This is a genomic window from Parabacteroides sp. AF17-3 (genome assembly GCF_003635445.1).
GTDB lineage: Bacteria > Bacteroidota > Bacteroidia > Bacteroidales > Tannerellaceae > Parabacteroides > Parabacteroides goldsteinii.
Map to the genome: position 1 here is coordinate 166,734 of NZ_QTMM01000015.1, position 18,009 is coordinate 184,742.

Consider the following 18,009-nt stretch of genomic DNA (forward strand, 5'->3'; position numbering starts at 1 on the left):
TGCTATTAATACTATCAAATATCCTCAATCGTCCATACGATATTTCCTCCTGCCTCCGGTGTTGCCTTTATCCATAACGGATCAGCCTGGTATGCTTTTTTTGCTTGCGGATTTACTTTTAGCGTACGCTGTCCCGTAATATCCACCCCGCCGAACGTTTCCGCCGGATATTCGGCATCCAGCACCGGAACCACTCCCGTACGTCGGCTGGTTACTGTCGACAGCTTCCGGCAATTATAAAAGGCCCTCCGACCGATCATCGCCAGTGTTGCAGGCAGGTCAACTTCCCTAAAGCCCGTATCTTCAAAGGCGCTGGCAGCAATAAACGTCACACCCGAAGGAACCTCCAGTTTGTCAACGCTGGTCGACAAACTCGACAGGCTCTCTTTGAACACCTCCACACCGATTTCCGTCAAACGGCAGTTCGACAGGTCCAGTCCCCCCAACGCCGCACACCTCATAAAGGCACGATCGCCCAACTCTCTCAGGGAAACCGGCAGCACCAGCATCCCTGTCAGGTTTTTGCAATTATAGAAAGCCTCCGCACCGATCGTTGTCAGCGACTCCGGTAAATCAAGCGTTCCCGCCAGATTATAACATTCGCTAAAAGCCCCTTCTCCTATCTGCGACAAATTCACCGGTAATGTCAGTTTTGTCAATGTATTGCATGCCCGGAAAGCATCCTTACCGATCGTTCGCAGGCCGGAAGCCCCTACCAGATCCAGATCGTTCGATTCGCTCTCGGTGAATGCACCGGCAAAGGCACGCTCACCGATCGATTGCAGGTTGGAAATAAAAATACCATCCATCTTCAATCCGGAACACCCTTCGAAAGCCCGGTCACCGATAACCTGCAACACACGCGCCCCTGAATACTTGAGTTCTTTCAGGCGGCTACCTGCAAAGGCCGCATTTCCTACCGACAACAACCTTTCGGGTAATGTGATCTTCTGCAATGTACGGTTTCCTTCAAACGCACTCTCCGGCAGATTCACCATAGCGACACCGGCCAGGTTTATCTCTTCGACTGCCAGCTCTTTATTGCGCAACGTATTGATATCATCCGCATTGATCCCTTTCTGCGAAACCAAACGGATAGACTTATACCTATCCATCTTTGAGAAATCAATGAACGAAGCCAGTGTTCCCGGCCTGTTCAGTTCGATATAGGCTCCTTCGGTACCACTCTGGTTGATCCGGATCTCCACCGGCTCCTTATCTTCAGGTGCCAGGTGGATCACGGCGCTACGCTTGGCGGTCGCACTATTATCATCCACCCGGAAATGAAGTTTTCCGCCACTGGAATAAATATCATGTACCCAATTTGAAGGCTCTCCGGCATCATAGTCTATCGTTGCCCGAAAAGCGCCCAAATTCACCGGTACAGTTTCTATGACCACTCCCCCTTCCAGCAAATTATACAGGCGGGGAATAAACTCCGTGTCCGTTACTTTGGCTGCCGCCTGTGTAACGGTAATGGTCGCTTCGACAGGTACGTCGCTCTGCAAGCGCAGGACGATCACGGCCGTACGCGCTTCCGGCCGGGTATTCTCTTCGACCTTAAACCGCAAAGTGCCACCCAGTTGTACACCGGTCGACCCGGTCAACCAGGGAGCGTCTTTCGGCAACTCCACTTCAAAAGGGCCGCTGGCTACCACCGGGATATCGAATGTCTCGCCTGCTACCGCCGCTTCGTACGACTTTATTTCGGGCAGAAGTACATTCTCCCGTCCCCGCTGTACCAGTGTAAAGGTATCGGTCAACAGGGCACCTGTACTTGAATCGTTTATTACCAGGCGTGCCTTGCGCGGCTCCGTCTTAGTGTTGGGTTGAAGCGTCAACCGGATACGCTCCTCCGTCGGTACCGCCTTGCTACGAGGCGGCATGGTGATCCACGAAGCTTTGTCGAGCAGACGCAACCCGTTCGATGTCGTATTCTTCATCAGGGAGAGTTCGTACCGTGTATCGGTGGCTCCCACCGTGTCGCGACTAATCACGAAATACAAGGCTCCGCGTCCGCCCTGCGTTACCGTTACTTTTGAGGAGAGCGTGCCGCTGCTGACAGTCACCGTCGCGGTACGTGCATCATAGGTCGGATTCTCATCGTAGGCCAGCAGCAGCTTCTCTTCTTTCACCGCCTTCGTGGCGGAGGGTTTCAACCAGGCGGCATCGCTCGCAACCTCATAGTCCGCCTTGTTGGTGGCAAGGGTGAACTCCACAGAGCCTGCCGGCCAGGCCACGACAGCCGAGTTGCGGTCCAGTCCCAGTACATCCTGCTGCGCCTGCGACACTTTGATTGTACTGATTTTATGGCCTACCTGTATATCCACCTGCGCGCTTCGTGCCACCGTCGACGTATTGGCGGCCGCCGTCAATGTCAGTTCGTAGGTGCCTGCTCCGCCGCTATCCGGCGAGACAGTCAGCCAGGAACCCGACGAAACAGCCGTCCAGGCATGGCTTGTCGTAACCTTTACCGTCTGCGCTCCGGTGACCTGTGCAAACGACAGGTTTTCCTTTCCCGCTTCAATGCGTGCCGAGTGAGGCAATTCCTCCTGGCACCCAGCCAGCAGCAAGGCGATCAGGAGGATCGTTGCGAGTCGTTTTATATGTTTCATTTCCGATTGATTGTTTTGAGAAGGTCTTTACCAGGTTTAAAACCTACCGTTGTGCGCCCGTAAAACATAGCCGGAGCACCGGTCTTGGGGTTACGTACCGGGCGTGCATTTTGTTTACGGGGAGAAAAGCGGCCGAAACCCAAAAATAAAATATCTTCTTCACGTGCCAGGATTTCGGTGGTGAGTGTAAAAAAATCGTTTACGAATTTGTACATTTCAGTTACCGGCCGGTCGGTACGCTTTGCCAGCTCATTAATAAATTCCGTCTTGTTCATAACTTTATATTTTATGCTATTTTTAAATGTTGTTCATCCAGGCTTCGAACTGTTCCCGATAGCTGTTTATTTCTTCGGGTACGATTATTTCTATATATTCGTCTCCAACCAATGCGGTCATCCGGCCAGAAAGCGAGAACAGGCTAGCCGCCGGGAAATAGATATAGACAAACTTCACACCTTCGGAAGTACTGCCCCGTATCACTTCCAGCTCGGGAAAAAGCCAGGTAGCGAAATAAGCTGAGTAGCCAAAAGCCATCAGTCGATCTTCTTTCAGGTATAAAAAAATCCTGTCCGTATTGGTTCGTTCCTTTTCCAGGATGGTATCTATTCGGTTCATATTATTTGTCCTTCTGAGGTTAATAGTCTCTAACGCATCTATATTTATAAGAAGAGGTCTTTGCTGCGGAATCCGATTGCGGTGCAGCGGTTGTGAAATCCAGATACCAAGCCTCAACCGCCGTATTCTCCGTGGCGGTCCAATACGGGCTTGCGCTTAACTGTCCGCTGGAATAAATAACATCGATCCCTGCCTTGAACAACCACATCAGCATCATCTCCCGCTGCGTAGGCAAGCGCCAGCCACTGGGAAACTCGTCTGTCTTATAACTAGCACATCCACTTGTGATTACTGTTCCGTCCTGGCCGAGGTTCCTATTTGCCGATGCATCGATTCCCATGGCCGCTGCCCAGCTTACCTCTCCGTCTGGCCCGTCTACCGGAGCAATGATAAAGCGGAAAGGTACTTTGTCATTTACAGGGATATTCTTTCCGTTGCCTTTGTCATGAGTATGGCGGATGGTAGAGCCGTTTGTACCGTCTACATTCTTTACCAGTAACTTCATGCCCAGAGGCCAAACGGAACTTTCAGACATACCGTAAGAGTAGAATACGGCGTAATTGCTGCCAGGATTGCCAGGGTTGGTCCCTATCAGCTTCTCTTTTCTTAATTCCTGTCCGAAGGCGGTTGCGGCCGGAAGCAGGCTAAGTATAACTGCTGCTATGAATAATCTATTTATCATATATTCTGCTTTAAGGTTCATATCGATACTTTTATTTTGCGGTGTTTCCGGGGAGTAAATCTTTAACACATCTCAGGTAATACAAACCAGATGGAGATTCTCCCTTACTTCGACCGGTCCATATCTTTGTTGCCCATACATCCGTAGCATCAGTAGAAGATGTCCAGTAAGTTACATTATGCAATGTTTTGAGTGTGCTCGAACCGGATATGTAGATACCAAGCGACTGGCCGAATGAAGGCGTATACCATTCCAGGTTAGCGGAAGTTACCCCTACTCCGTTCAGGTCGATACATTTTTGTATCGCCGGATAGTCAGCTTTCTTATCAAACAGGTCCGTCGTATTCTTCTTTCCGTCCATAAGGCTATTGGCTGAGGGCATGGATTTACCGTCAGCCAGCCATACTCCATTTCCACTACCTACATCCGATATATAGACTTCGATGCGATTTACGTATCGCCAGGTGACGGTAGTGCGCGTGGCACTAGACGAGTCGCCATACTGGTCATACCCTTGGAGCTTCCCTCCGAAGTAACCGGGGATGAACTTAATAACGCGCGAGTCGTCGTCGTTTTCGCCGGTTATGGTGATGTTGTAGGTGTATGCATAGTTGGGTGAGACGCTGTAATCGTCGGTAAAATTACTTCCCAGATGGATCTGGTAGACCACGGATTTACTGATTGTACCGCCAGTAGTCGGTTCGATTCCCATAATCTGCAGATAGGTCGAATTGAAAGGAGCGTTGGTTACCCGCTTCTCCGGGGTTGTAAACGGAACCCCATGATGGAGGTTGACCGGCAAATTCGCGGTGATGGTTGCTGCGTACGATGATGAGGCAGAAAACGATATATCACCCAATGCATACTTGCCATACTCGACAGCATCTCCGGGAAAAGCCGGCGTACGCCCTATCGCATGATAAAAACTCGTCTTAGGGATACTCGCAAACTGGTAGTTCCATACAGAATAACCTTTATCTTGCATCTTATCCCCCAGCTTAAGATTAACCGTCACCTTAGCTGTCGAGCGATAGAGCATAATGTCGGCCTGTGTATTTTCTTTTACAATAATGTCGGTACTTCCGGAAAGGACAGGACGGGAGCTACCGTCGGAAAGACTGAACAATGGGAAGTCCGGTTGACTAAAGTTGATTCCCATATTGTTAAAATACTCCAGGCTGCAACTTCCATCGGTCAGCAAACTATTAAAGGTCTCCAAATCAGCATTTGCTATTACGATAATCCTGTTCTTCTCTCCCGATGATAGAGCCAGCGTAACGGTTTTTACAGAGTTGCCTGAGTAAAAATCAGCCTTAGAGAGTGTGCTTACAGGCTCCGTACCGTCAAACTGAAACACCCAGAAGTTCTTAACTTCGTCCATATCGGCTGCCCGCGTTTCCGGAGTTTTCACCAGGCTTATCTCCATGCCTTTACATACCTCTGTGGAGCTAACGGTCTGGCTACCGGCTTTAGTGTCGGCATCGAGGGGCGATTGCAGGGGTTGTACGTTCAGCGATAAATTTACGGGTACGGACTTGCCACGCTTACCGCCATTAGCGGAAAGTGTGTCGGTATAGGTTTCGTCCGTGCAGGCTCCTAGCAGGAGGAGCAGACTTATTGTGTATAGGATTTGTTTCATGTTTGTATAATGGAATTATTTTTGGGGTTTGGGCTTGTTTTTATCTCTTACGCAACGCACGTAAAAAGATTCTTGTTTAGAAAATTTCTTTGGCCAATAATCCGCTCCGCCTTCTTTTACTTTTACTATAGCATAACATTCCGTAGCGCTAGCTTCCGTAGCACTCCAATACTCTTTGCCATTCATGAGATTGGTAGGATAATTCAACATATAGCATTCGCTAATTCTGGGTAACCGCCAGTCTGTATATCCTCCTTCCCTGAGCTCAGCGCATGCTTGTTTAGCCAGAAGGGTTCCTGTTTCTTCATCTTTCCATGAGATTTGCGCTCCCCCTGCTGCTAAGCTATTGGCAGCCTCTAAAACAGCTTGAAAAGGTTCTTCATTTACAGCCCCTCTATATCTATTACCCAACATGCCGCTTTGGGTCGTAATATTTCTGTACTCCCCGTTATTATTTTCGGCCACTTCTCCCAGATAAGTATGGTATCTATAATCGTTAGGGGCTAATTTTTTAGGAGTCACTTCAGCTTCCTGTGTCCAAAGATCAACAAAACTTAGTGCCTTGGGGGTCACATTCGCCGTCCCTTCTCCCAGCATTGTTTCTTTGATGGTGGCTGTCTGCCAACCGGATAGCGAGAGGTTCATGGCCGAGTTATTGTAAACGATGTGATAGGTGTTGTGCATGCCTTTCTGGAAACCGTAGAGAGTGGTGCTGCCAGAATTATCCTGATTCAGATGCGATTGCGATAATGGGAAGGTGAGCACTTTTTCTTCCTCGGGAGTGTCAGCGCCAGCACTTTCGAGGGTCGTTACTTCGATCACGATATCGGAGTTCTTTATATCCGGACTCATAACAGGCGGAACAAGGAAATTGAATACAGCAGCTGAGGCGCCCGGTGCACCTTCCGTATCCAAAGCAATGGGCTGCGAACCCAGATCTATCTTCAGCGGTCCGGAAACGCTATTGACTATCTTACCTGTTTTCAGATTCAAATTTCCCTTATTTACAATCGTACCCTGCCCGGCATAGGCGTTTCCGATGTTTACGGCTTTCACTTTCACCGTGTTGTTCGATGACAATTGCAACAAATTGATCGTCACCCAGCAGAAAGCGTGGGAGAATTTCAAGGAAACAGGACCCATTCCATCGGTTATGTTCTGAGGATCGGTAGGGAATGATAAATAAAGCAGGTCTGTCCAATCCTGAGGGTCCGTGCTGCTCAGGTCGAAGGGGACGGCGGTGGCGGTGGCATCCGCTGTCCACGGATAATAGCCTTTTATGATGATGTTTTCTCCGTTGTTTGCAGCCAGGGAGATGGAGGTCATACCCGTTTTATCGGTATGGGTCCACGTTTGTGTGCTGCCGGACACCGTAAGTGTCGACTTCATATTATCACTCGAACCGTCAGCCAGGGCAGTTCCATCCTCGCGGGTGACGAACATACCGAATAGATGCTGCTTACCCTCGCTGAAGGCTTGTCCCGACGTAATCGTCGGCTGGGGTGGCTGCCCTGCTTTGGTGGAGGGGTTGTCGGAGATGGAGGCGGAAAAGCGCAGTTCGACTTTTGCCGCACCTTCCCCGCCTGCAGGCAACTCGCCATTGTCGCAGGCGGCGAGGTATATTCCCAGCGAGCATACGCCGATCATGGCGCATAGCCGGGTTGCTTTTTCTTTTATGGTCATATCTGTTTGCATATTTACGGTAGTTAGTTCTGTTTTCTTACTTGACGGACGCATCTTACTTTATAGGACTCCGATTTAGACACCAGCTTTATTTCCCCATCCCGGTTGACAGTATAGACCTTGTCGTTTTTTCCCTCGGAGCCGGTCCAATAAGTTTCGCCTGACTCGCCGAGCGAGGTAAAGCCTTTGGAACTGTTGATCGTTACTTTATTCATCCAGAGGAGCATCAGTTCCGAGAGCCGTGGCAGTCGCCAGTCGGACTGTCCCTGTCCGCGGTAGTCCCAGCAGACTTTTTTGGCATCGAGGATACGATCTTCTTTAGGAGCGTCCGCCCGTGTGCTTCGCCATACAACACCTTCAGATGCGTTGTCGGGGGCAATAATCAGTGTTGGGTAGGGGCCTTCCCTATCGAGCGCATCCTGCACATCCACATAGGTACCGCCGTTAGTCACTCCATTGAAGGTATTGTCACGGGCTTCCCCCATCATGCCGCTATAATTTAGAGGAATATACTTTATATTGCCATCATCCGTTTTAAAATGGTCTTTTTTCTTGAGGATAGTAAACGGTTTGCTAACTCCATTTTCAGACATATAATCTGCTACTACGGTCCCGTTTATCCCTTGGAAATTCAATCGCACGAACATATCCGGAGCGGGCGAGTCGAGGTCTTCAGTTTTCCAGTCGACAATATCGGCTGTAAAATCCAGTCCGACCGGTCTGCCTTTGTAGGCTGCCTCAGGAGTTGCGTATCCGGACTGGCTTACGTTGGTGATGGAGTAACGGTAGATATGGTTACGCAAGACATCGTGCAAGGGCACATTTGCCGCGTTGTACTTCTCGGTTGTGAAGTCGATGCGGTAGTAGTTAAGTTTACCCAGGTATGTGCCGCCGATGACGAGTGCCATGCGGTTCTCATGGTTTCTATCGTAGACGGTTGCTCCTTTGAGAGTGACTTCGGGGAGGTATATTTCGGCTTTGCAAGAGGTATTGTTTGTTATAGTGTATTCTATGTCAGCACTCTGATCCCCGACCTGCGAAGGGGCGGTGACGGAGGGGATGTCGTTTACATCGTATCCAAGATTGCTTAAAACCGGTATGAGCGTATACTTATTTTGAGGTTTGAATACGTAGATTTTTTGCAAATCGAAATTGACACCCCCTTTGTCCCATTCACCGCTTTCCTCCTTATAAGCTCCTACTCCCACGTCCACCCGGGCTACGGCACGCAGCAGGTTGGCGGAGAGTGGTGACATACCTTCCGTTATTTCCAGTGCTTTGTCGGGGCTGTTACCGGCAAAGCCGAACATCGGTATCCCGTGTTCAGCAAATGCCGGTGCAGCCCACTCCCCACTAGTCAAAGCTGCTTGTACCCCCTCGTATGTCATGCCAATATTTACCAGTGGATAAGGGTTTAGGTTAGCGACCAGGAGCAGCTTCGTATCGGCTGCTCCTGATACGCTTCGACGGAGGCTGAAGCTGAATTGTCCACCGCCACCGCCGCTTACCGGTCTCCCGGTCGCATAGTACTTCAGAAAAAAGGCTCCAGTCTCATCCGCCTGGAACGCAAGTATATATAGGTCATGGATAGAGTTCTCCTGCGTGTCGGTCAACCCTGCTTTGGTGGTGGGGTTTTGCTCGCCTGCGGCGGGGCCTGCCGAGAGGGTGACTGTCATGAGTTCACCCTCTTCGACATCCGGTATTCGCTCATAGTTGCAAGCGCATAAGAAAAGGGCGGCGCACAGGGCGGCAGCCTTTCTTAGTTTCAACAGGTGTGAATGTGTCGTGTGCATATCTTGTTTGTTTTTTATCTGAATGATTCTTCTATATCTTCTATGTCTTACGGGTAAGTTACATCGACGTCGCTCGATATCCAGCCGGGCGGTTTTACCTCTGCGCTGCCGTCGGCATTGAAAGCGATCGTCAGCTTCAGCTCCTGGCCTGTCACGGGGACGAGGGGGCGCCGGGTGCTTGTTTGCGTAAGTTCTTTCAGCAGCATCCCGTTGTGATAGATGCCGACCTTTATCCCTTTGTCATCGGGCGGGGGGAAGACACGGAAAGAGGGGATGATGTATTCTTTGCGGGAGTTGAAGGAGCCTGTAACCCGGTGGATGGCAGAGCCTGCGGTGGTCCCTTCGAAGTCGATGCGGGCGGCTGTGCGGCTCACCTCGACGGTGTAATCGCCGTCTGTCGTGCCGGTGGCTCTGGACAGTCCGCTGATCGTTATATGTATCGACGCCGTGGCGGGCCGCATTTCCATCGTGAAGGGGGCTCCGCGGGCGATCGTTTTGTTGTCTGTGTCGATGGCTCCCCTGAACAGGTCGGGAGGCGTGTTGAGGTATTGCGTTTCAGCCTTTACGGACGAAAGCGGTGTGAGGGCGAGATATGCTCCGTCGAGCAGGTCGCCTGGTTGCAGCGTCGGAAGCCTGAGGCTTTTGTCGTTGCTGTTACCCCATGCTATGTAGTGTAGGGGCCGGGTGGAAGGATAGTCGAGCGAGATGGTCTCGCCGATCGTGCCGGTGGCACGGTTGATCAGTTGTTGTTGGTCGTCAAATACAAACAGTTCTATCTCGCGGATGGCGTCGCCATCGGCAAGCGAAGTGCCGTGGAAGCTGAGCTTAAACTGCCTTTTGCCGGGCAGGCCATCCCTCCAGCAACCTGCGACCGTAAGGAAGAGCACGGCCAGGAACAGCAGCAACAGGTGTTGCAACCGCCACAGGGAGGAACCGGGATATGTGTGTTTGTTTTCGTTCATCTTATTCTTTATTTACAGATCGCGTATACCGGCTGTGATACCGGAGGGTGAGAGGAAGACCTGTCGGAAGCGCCATGACAGTATGTGCTTTCGACAGATCTTTTTTCAGAGGATATTATTCAAACGGTTTTTCTGTAGGTGCCGGATCCCACTCCGCCGGAGTCACCGTAACAGTTACATTCGCTTTGATATTCGGCTCATCCGGTTTATCTTCACCACCACCGGCGTTACCACCGGAAGTTCCCGGACGGAAGTCACCGCTGAATGACAAAGCTACATCGTAGGCTTTTCCTGCTTCGATGATACCCTTATCACCGGGTGCGAAGATTACGTTGAAATTTTTTAATGCATATACATCTTCAGGTATATCATCTCCATTAGCCTCTTTTTCTTTCCATTTAATCTGTACCGCAAGGATTGTCGGATTATCATCCTTGGTAGTAGAAGTCGGTTTATTCTCGAAAACATACCAGTGGGCCAGGTTTTCCACTGGTGTATTATCAACTATAGATGTAATAGCAAGTTTCTCCTCGAAATCTTTAACAATAGGAAGATTACTTGTTCCCCAAGCCTCCTCCCATGTTCCGTTTGCAAACGCCAGATCAGCAGTAGCAGGTAAATAAGTTGGGAAATAGTGAGATTTCGTCTGTACATTCAACAAATAGGCTTTTGTGAATACAAAATCCTTACCATCACCATATTCACCCTGTGCCTGATCTGTTACAGTGATACTTCTTAACGTGATTTTAGCAGCAATGTACTTCAATTCAACAGATGCTTCTGCAGTGAAAGGATCTGTAGGTATTCCACCGGGATTCATCTGTGAAACATCTCCTATGCCTGACATAAGAAGGTTGGTTTTTTCCTGAAAAGGAACCAAAGCTGGCGGCGTTCCGTCCTCGACTACCAGGTCTTGCAGTACAGCTTCAAGTTGAGCTCTGGTACTGACGTTGAGAGCTTTTCCTGTTCCGGTACGATCTTCTCCGATATTTGCAATCACCATTACCTGAGAGGCCGTAGTTCTTGTTTCCACGGTTGCCTTTTTATGTCCCGGATTCTGACCATCATCTGTTAAATCAGGTCCTGTAACAAATGTTCTGGAAACGATCTGGTCCGCACCATTCAGGAAGAATACGGTGATATCGGTGATCGTCTTCTCTTCCGTACCATCCGCTTCCGGAACGCCTGTCGCCTTTGTCATTTCACCGTTTCCAAGGGTGATGTCTACCAGCATCTTATCCCCTTCCTGTGGGCCGCCATGGGGGTCAATAAATTCTTGTCTTGAACAACTCGCTAATGCCGCTATCGCCAGCATCGACAGAAAAACTGTTTTCATTTTCATTTTTACTTTGCTTGATATTAATAATAGTGTAACTTAAAAAATACTCGATTACTTTTGAGTGACTCGCTCACTTCCTATTGAACGGGTCGCTCTCTTTCCTTTGAGCAGGCTGCTCAATTCATTCGATCTCCGGCCTGTCGCCACCACCGGGGGTATCGGGCACCTCGCCTACGACAAAGTTGTCCGGCATCGTTGCCGTGCGGGGCTCTTTCAGCAAAGTAGAACCGTTGCTGGTAAGCTGCGTGCAGAGTGTAACGCCCCAAACAGAGCCGTCGGCAGCCGTAGCAGGCAACACAAAGCCTACCTGCGTAGGGGTATTGGGGTAGAGCTTCGATGCGGGGAAGAAGAATGTTTCGCCGGAATCGCCGTCGGTACGACGGATAGTGACACCGATTTGTTCGCCTTCGCCGCCCACTTTGATATGTTTACCTTTAATGATACAAGTTTGTCCTGCACTAATCGGTACGCCTTCGCCACGGGCTGCGGCTTCGGGATTTTGTACATCTTGCGCACTCACCACGGTAAATAGCTGCGGACCACTGACCGATTTCTGTATTTCGACGTCGATTTCGGCATCGGCAAGTGCCTGGCGCATTTCCTGACTCATGGAGTAAGCGATGCCTAGTTTCAGGCGTTTGCGGTCTGGGGCCGACATGAGTTCGCTTTCGAGGAAAACACCCTGGGAGGTGGGGCGGAAATAGCCCAGCAGAGTCGTGATGCTATATCCGGAAGAGAGAAACCAGATCATACGGCGCAGGATCTGATCACCCGTACGGGCTATCTCTTCCACATCTTCCTGGCGGGTGCTGAGGGCAGCTACTTCGCTGGCAAGATCGTGCATATTCAGGCATTTCTGCAACTTGGGTTGCAGGTAACAATCGTTCGTAATATCCTGAGTAAGTGCCAAGTCAAGAGCTTTGAGCGTGAGCTTCGTCTTCTGAGTCGGGTCTTTTGCCATAATTGTCTGTTTTTTAGTTACTGATATATTGTACATATTTTTAGTTTACCAATTAGCCGGGACCCAAAGGATACTAAATTTATATCAGTAGCTCCCTAGTAGAAAAACAGGGATAAAACAGCCGTATTCTTTCCCCTTTTTGCTTTCAGGATGGTCTGACGTAAAACGTAACCACGTGTGCCCTAGTGCTTGCAATTCGTATGATAAAATGACCTAGTTCATTAGAAACTATGATATAAAGACTAAAAATCAAGGCTTATAAATAATCTTATATTATTAGCCAGTGATAAGTTAGATAGAAAATGGGAAGGTAGGCTATAACTAAAAGTATTCTCTTTTGGTACCCGGTTAGTATGAAAAAAATGAACGAATAAAGTCATATTTGTTCATTTTTTCTCTCACACGATGAATTTTAATCGCAGTTTATTATGATAATCAGATAATTTATATATCTTTGCGCAATCTTGACACAGTTTCTAATGTACTACGTCATTTTTTCTCCATAAAAAAAGAAAATCAAAGCGTTTCTAATTTGTAATGTTATTGCTGCCCAAGAGTATGGTAGCAAGGAAGTTTTCGTTCCATCAACACCTTTGAACAAGACGGACGGGACGGAAAAAATTGTAGATAAGAGTCTTTAAATAATTCTTTTTAGTTTCTTTGGATTTTGTCGGCAATCCCAGACAGCAACGATCTTTATAATATTCTTTTCTATACGATATATTAATTTATAATGCTTACAGGCAACTAAAGAACGATAATTCTTCGGATTTTCTTTTAATACATCTTCTTCTTTTCCTGCTAATGGGAAAGTTAATAAAGTATCTGCCGTATCAAGAAATTCATTATATACTTTTATTGCAGCCTGTTCATTTTTCTTAGCCAAGAAATCATAGATTGTATCAAGATGCTTGACGGCACGTTTCATCCATCTTAGTTTCATTTGTTGCATAACGGATGCTTTTTGCGCAACTGTTCAGTTGTGTAATACCGACTGTGACGATCATCGTCTTCCGATAATTCGATCTCTTCTTTCAGCTCTTCCACTGTAAAGCGACAAGGTGTATCTATATTCCTCTGCCTTATTTTACGCAAATAAGCAAGTGTTTTCCTCATCAACTCTTCGTTATCCATGATAGAGGCTATTTCTGTCAATATGGATGTTCTTAACTCGATACTTGTCATAATGGTAATTATTTTTGTCAATCACAAAGATAATTATTATTTCCGTTCCCTGCATGTCAAAGAGTCTTGTTTTGGAGACAAAATATCACTACATTTGTCACCCATTATATTAAGGAAGGAAATAAATGATCGATCAACCTACCATAGACCGGATACTTGACGCTGCAAACATTGTGGATGTTGTTTCGGAATTCGTTACCCTGCGCAAACGAGGGATAAACTATGTAGGATTATGTCCTTTTCATACTGATAAAACGCCCTCGTTCTACGTCTCTCCGGCTAAAAATATATGTAAGTGCTTTGCCTGTGGCGAAGGTGGTACGGCCGTTCACTTCATTATGAAGCATGAACAGCTGAACTATTTCGATGCCTTGCGTTATCTGGCCAAGAAATATAACATCGAGATACAGGAACGGGAACTGACCGACAAGGAGAAGCAAAGGAAAAGCGACCGCGAAAGTATGCTGATCGTCAATAGCTGGGCACAGCAATACTTTACCACCCAACTATACGAACATGTAGAAGGGAAAACGGTCGGACTCCGTTACTTTGCCGAACGTGGGTTCCGTGAAGACACCATCCGCAAATTCCAGTTGGGTTACAGTCTCGACAAGCGCGATGCATTATACAAGGAAGCAACCAAAAACGGTTATAAGAAAGAGTTTCTGGAAAAGACCGGTTTGGTTATTGCCTACGACAATGGAGGAGTCAATGACCGTTTTCGCGGCCGTGTGATATTTCCGGTACATACGTTAAGCGGAAAAGTCGTAGCCTTTGGCGGCCGTGTGCTCAAGAAAGACGAGAAAACAGCCAAATATGTCAACTCTCCGGAAAGTGAGATTTACCATAAGAGTAATGAGCTTTACGGTATCTATTTCGCCAAACAGGCGATTGTCAAGGAAGACCGTTGTTTCCTGGTGGAAGGTTATACCGATGTAATCTCCATGCATCAGGCAGGAATAGAGAACGTGGTTGCCTCCTCCGGTACGGCTCTTACACAGGGACAGATACGGCTTATACATCGTTTCACCAGTAATATAACCGTATTATATGACGGTGATGCCGCCGGTATCAAAGCCGCCCTGCGCGGTATCGACCTGCTGCTGGAAGACGGGATGAATGTGAAAGTGGTTCTCTTGCCGGACGGTGAAGACCCCGACTCGTTTGCCCGCAAACATAATGCCAGCCAGTTTTCCGAATTTATCAAACAAAGCGAAACGGACTTTATCCGTTTCAAAACCCGTTTATTACTGGATGATGCGGGAACCGACCCGATCAAGCGCTCGGCGCTGATTACGGATATTATCCGTACGGTTGCCATCATCCCCGATAATATTGCCCGTTCCATCTATATCCGCGAATGCAGCGCCATGATGGAGATAGACGAACAGGTCTTGCTGAACGAAGTCAATAAGATCCGGTTAAGCAAGGAAGAAAGGCAGAACATGCAGGGACAGGCAACTCCCCCGGTATCCAATACGATGAGTATGATACCGGAATATCCGGACCTGTCCGGTTACCAGCCGGTTGCCGGGGACAGTTTTCTGCCACCGGATGATACCGTGCCATTGCCGGACGATTATATGCCTCCACCACCCCCACCGGAAGAATATCCGATGGAAGAAACCGGGCCTATGGATGTTCCGCCTCCCGATTATCCGCCGGCACAACCGCCACAGACGGTTCAACCAGTACAACCGGTACAAACAGGCCAGCCGAAACGTTCGCCTTACGAGGTGTACGAACTGACGTTGCTGAAATATATCGTGCGGTATGGCGAACAAATCCTTTTCGATTATGTGGATGAGGAGACAAACGAACATATCGTGATGCGTGTGGCCGAATATATCCGTTACGACCTGGAGCGTGACGACCTGACTTTCTATACCCCGATCATTAAAAGCATGCTCGACGAAGCCGCAGACAAATGCAAGACCGAGGGATTTATTGCCAGCCGTTATTTCCTGGCCCATCCGGACCCGAACGTAAGCCGACTGGCCGCCAACCTGATCAGCGAAAAGTATCAACTGAGCAAGTATCACAGCAAATACCGCGAGTTGGAACAGGAACAGGATAAACTGGACCAGTTAGTCACCCGCGAAATATATGCGATGAAAGATGCCTATATCCTCCGGCAGATAAAGGAGACACAACTGGGCATCAAAGAGGCGCACGCACAAGGAAATGAAGATAAGGTGTTCGAGCTGATGAAACAACTCACACGCCTGAATGAAATAAAAAACGTATTGAGTAAGGAATTGGGAGAACGTATCGTATTAAAAATGTAACAACTTATAGCCTATGAACTTTTTGGAAACGGAAGATGTGGTTAAACAATATGCCAATCATCTAGCCCTGAACAAAGTCAGCATACAGGTGCCCGAAGGGAAAATATTCGGGTTACTCGGACCGAACGGTGCCGGAAAAACCACGCTGATTCGTATCATCAACCGCATCACCGCCCCCGACAGCGGCACCGTCCGTTTCAACGGACGCGAATCGAGACCGGAGGATATTTACCAGATCGGTTACCTCCCGGAAGAACGGGGATTGTATAAAAAGATGAAAGTAGGCGAACAGGCCATCTATCTCGCCCAACTTAAAGGACTGTCTTATTCCGAAGCCCGGACCCGTCTGACCCGTTGGTTTGAAAAGTTCGACATCATGCCCTGGTGGAATAAAAAGCTGGAAGAGTTATCGAAAGGGATGCAACAGAAAGTGCAGTTTATCATTACCGTTATCCACGAACCGTCACTGCTTATCTTCGACGAACCGTTCAGCGGTTTCGATCCGGTGAATGCGGAAAGGTTGAAACAGGAAATCCTGGAACTGAAAGAGAAAGGACATACGATTATTTTCTCTACCCACAATATGGCTTCGGTGGAAGAGATATGCGATAACATAGCTCTGATCAACAAATCGCAAGTGGTATTATCAGGAAATGTGGCAGAAGTCAGAAACCGTTTCCGGAACAATACATTTACATTACGTATCTCATCCGATAGTGTCCTTTCAAACGTTCCGTCGGATACCTTCACGCTGCTTTGCGAAAAAGAACAAAGCGGAATACGCGAACTGCAAATCCATAAAGCCGACGGGATCAGTAATTCCACTTTACTGTCTACTCTGTCCGAACAGGTCGAAATCCTGTCGTTTGCAGAGGAACTTCCCTCCATGAATGATATATTTATTAACACCGTATCGGGCACAAACACCACACAGGCATGAATAAAATAGGACTTATTATCAAAAGAGAATATCTGCGCCGGGTAAGCAAAAAGTCGTTTATCCTGCTTACACTTCTGACTCCGTTTTTGTTTGCCGCACTGGTATTCGTACCGTTATGGCTATCGACAATCAAAGGGGATGAAGTACGTAACGTTGCCATCATCGATACGACCGGGAAATATGCCTCGCTGTTCGAGAATAACGAGAGTTTTCATTTCATCCACAGCGATAAAACGTTAGACGAATATCGCCAGGGTGAAGATAAGGAAGTATTCGCCTTCCTGAGTATCACAGACGATTTGCTGAACAATCCTAAAGCAGCAACCCTTTACTCAGAAAAACAGGTTCCGGCCGAACTGAGCCGTTTGGTCAACCAGACACTCAGCAAGCAGTTGGAAAGCGAAAAACTCGCCTCTTTCAATATCCCTAACCTGAAAGAGATCATCCGGGAAAGCAAAATCAATTTCAACGTACAGACCATAAAATGGAGTGAAGACGGAAAAGAAAGTGCTTCATCGGCAACCGTCGCTTCGATCATCGGGATGGTGTTCACGTTCATTATCTATATGTTTATTATGATGTATGGTGCAATGGTGATGCAGGGGGTTATGGAAGAAAAGACCAACCGTATCATTGAGGTGATGATCTCGTCCGTTCGTCCGTTCGACCTGATGATGGGGAAAATTATCGGTATCGGTTTTGTTGGTCTTACACAAGTATTCCTATGGGGTATTATCACGACCATACTGGTCAGTGTAGGAGGTTTTATGTTCTCCGGTGGAGTCGATGTGGCATCCCTGCAAGCTGGGCCTCAAATGGGGATGATGGATGCAAATGTTTTAGCCTCTTCTTCCGGGAATGAAATCATGGGAATCATCAATTCAATCAATATTGCAGAAATCGGTATCTCTTTTATTATCTATTTCATTGGAGGTTATATGTTGTATGCATCCATATTTGCGGCTATCGGCTCGGCGGTAGACAGCCAGGAAGATACCCAGCAGTTTATGGCTCCGGTCACGATCTTTATGATCTTTGCATTATATGCCGGAATTTACAGCATGGAGAATCCGGACGGACCACTGGCATTCTGGTGTTCGATGATTCCGTTCACTTCACCGATCGTCATGATGGTACGTATTCCTTTTGAAATTCCTTTATGGGAAAAATTACTATCAGTCTCTTTATTATATGCCTCTGCCATCGGCATAGTCTGGCTATCCGCCAAAATATACCGGGTAGGTATCCTGATGTACGGTAAGAAACCGAGTATCAAGGAAATGGTGAAATGGATTAAATATAAATAA

General features: G+C 48.0%; 15 protein-coding genes. 3 read left to right on the forward strand and 12 right to left on the reverse strand.

The genetic code is table 11. The features are described from left to right. Positions 1-14 precede the first annotated feature (14 nt). The 12 genes from DWW91_RS19720 to DWW91_RS19775 all read right to left on the reverse strand — a co-directional run bounded on the left by DWW91_RS19720 (position 15) and on the right by DWW91_RS19775 (position 13,474). Positions 15-2,615, reverse strand: a complete 2,601-nt coding sequence (locus DWW91_RS19720; protein ID WP_122328708.1) for a BACON domain-containing protein — start codon at positions 2,613-2,615, stop codon at positions 15-17. Beyond that, positions 2,612-2,890, reverse strand: a complete 279-nt coding sequence (locus DWW91_RS19725) for an HU family DNA-binding protein (protein ID WP_007657667.1) — start codon at positions 2,888-2,890, stop codon at positions 2,612-2,614. The genes DWW91_RS19720 and DWW91_RS19725 overlap by 4 nt, the downstream gene beginning before the upstream one ends. 22 nt (positions 2,891-2,912) lie before the next feature. Next, on the reverse strand, positions 2,913-3,230 hold the full coding sequence (locus tag DWW91_RS19730) for a hypothetical protein (RefSeq protein WP_122328709.1): 318 nt from the start codon (positions 3,228-3,230) through the stop codon (positions 2,913-2,915). A gap of 19 nt (positions 3,231-3,249) precedes the next feature. Further along, positions 3,250-3,912 carry a DUF1566 domain-containing protein gene (locus DWW91_RS19735; protein ID WP_233584534.1) on the reverse strand — a complete coding sequence of 221 codons (663 nt, stop codon included), beginning with the start codon at positions 3,910-3,912 and terminating at the stop codon, positions 3,250-3,252. 31 nt (positions 3,913-3,943) lie between these two features. Then, a complete protein-coding gene (locus DWW91_RS19740; protein WP_122328711.1) occupies positions 3,944-5,551 on the reverse strand; it encodes a DUF4906 domain-containing protein in 1,608 nt (535 codons plus the stop codon). 15 nt (positions 5,552-5,566) lie between these two features. Further along, positions 5,567-7,234 (reverse strand): fimbrillin family protein, encoded by a 1,668-nt coding sequence (locus DWW91_RS19745; protein ID WP_232312595.1) that lies wholly within the window; start codon positions 7,232-7,234, stop codon positions 5,567-5,569. Between the two features lie 23 nt (positions 7,235-7,257). Continuing rightward, complete coding sequence (locus tag DWW91_RS19750; RefSeq protein WP_122328712.1) at positions 7,258-9,027, reverse strand: DUF1566 domain-containing protein; 1,770 nt, start codon at positions 9,025-9,027, stop codon at positions 7,258-7,260. A gap of 47 nt (positions 9,028-9,074) precedes the next feature. Further along, positions 9,075-9,989: a FimB/Mfa2 family fimbrial subunit gene (locus DWW91_RS19755; RefSeq protein WP_122328713.1), complete on the reverse strand. Its 915-nt coding sequence runs from the start codon at positions 9,987-9,989 to the stop codon at positions 9,075-9,077. 115 nt (positions 9,990-10,104) lie between these two features. Next, positions 10,105-11,325, reverse strand: coding sequence for a fimbrial protein (locus DWW91_RS19760; RefSeq protein ID WP_010800173.1), 1,221 nt, complete (start codon positions 11,323-11,325; stop codon positions 10,105-10,107). A 124-nt stretch (positions 11,326-11,449) separates the two neighbouring features. After that, positions 11,450-12,289 carry a DUF4469 domain-containing protein gene (locus DWW91_RS19765; protein WP_122328714.1) on the reverse strand — a complete coding sequence of 280 codons (840 nt, stop codon included), beginning with the start codon at positions 12,287-12,289 and terminating at the stop codon, positions 11,450-11,452. 637 nt (positions 12,290-12,926) lie between these two features. Next, entirely contained in the window at positions 12,927-13,241 is a 315-nt protein-coding gene (locus tag DWW91_RS19770; RefSeq protein ID WP_224264592.1) for a type II toxin-antitoxin system RelE/ParE family toxin, read from the reverse strand. Further along, a complete protein-coding gene (locus DWW91_RS19775) occupies positions 13,229-13,474 on the reverse strand; it encodes a hypothetical protein (protein WP_122328715.1) in 246 nt (81 codons plus the stop codon). Before DWW91_RS19775 ends, DWW91_RS19770 begins: the two co-directional genes overlap by 13 nt. Before the next feature lie 125 nt (positions 13,475-13,599). On the opposite strand from DWW91_RS19775, the gene dnaG reads away from it, so the two are divergent. Genes dnaG through DWW91_RS19790 form a run of 3 tightly spaced genes read left to right on the forward strand, consistent with a single transcriptional unit; the run spans position 13,600 to position 18,009 of the window. Beyond that, positions 13,600-15,762 (forward strand): DNA primase, encoded by a 2,163-nt coding sequence (gene dnaG / locus DWW91_RS19780; protein WP_122328716.1) that lies wholly within the window; start codon positions 13,600-13,602, stop codon positions 15,760-15,762. A gap of 13 nt (positions 15,763-15,775) precedes the next feature. Continuing rightward, positions 15,776-16,702: an ABC transporter ATP-binding protein gene (locus tag DWW91_RS19785; protein WP_007657637.1), complete on the forward strand. Its 927-nt coding sequence runs from the start codon at positions 15,776-15,778 to the stop codon at positions 16,700-16,702. Beyond that, entirely contained in the window at positions 16,699-18,009 is a 1,311-nt protein-coding gene (locus DWW91_RS19790) for an ABC transporter permease (RefSeq protein WP_122328717.1), read from the forward strand. Before DWW91_RS19785 ends, DWW91_RS19790 begins: the two co-directional genes overlap by 4 nt.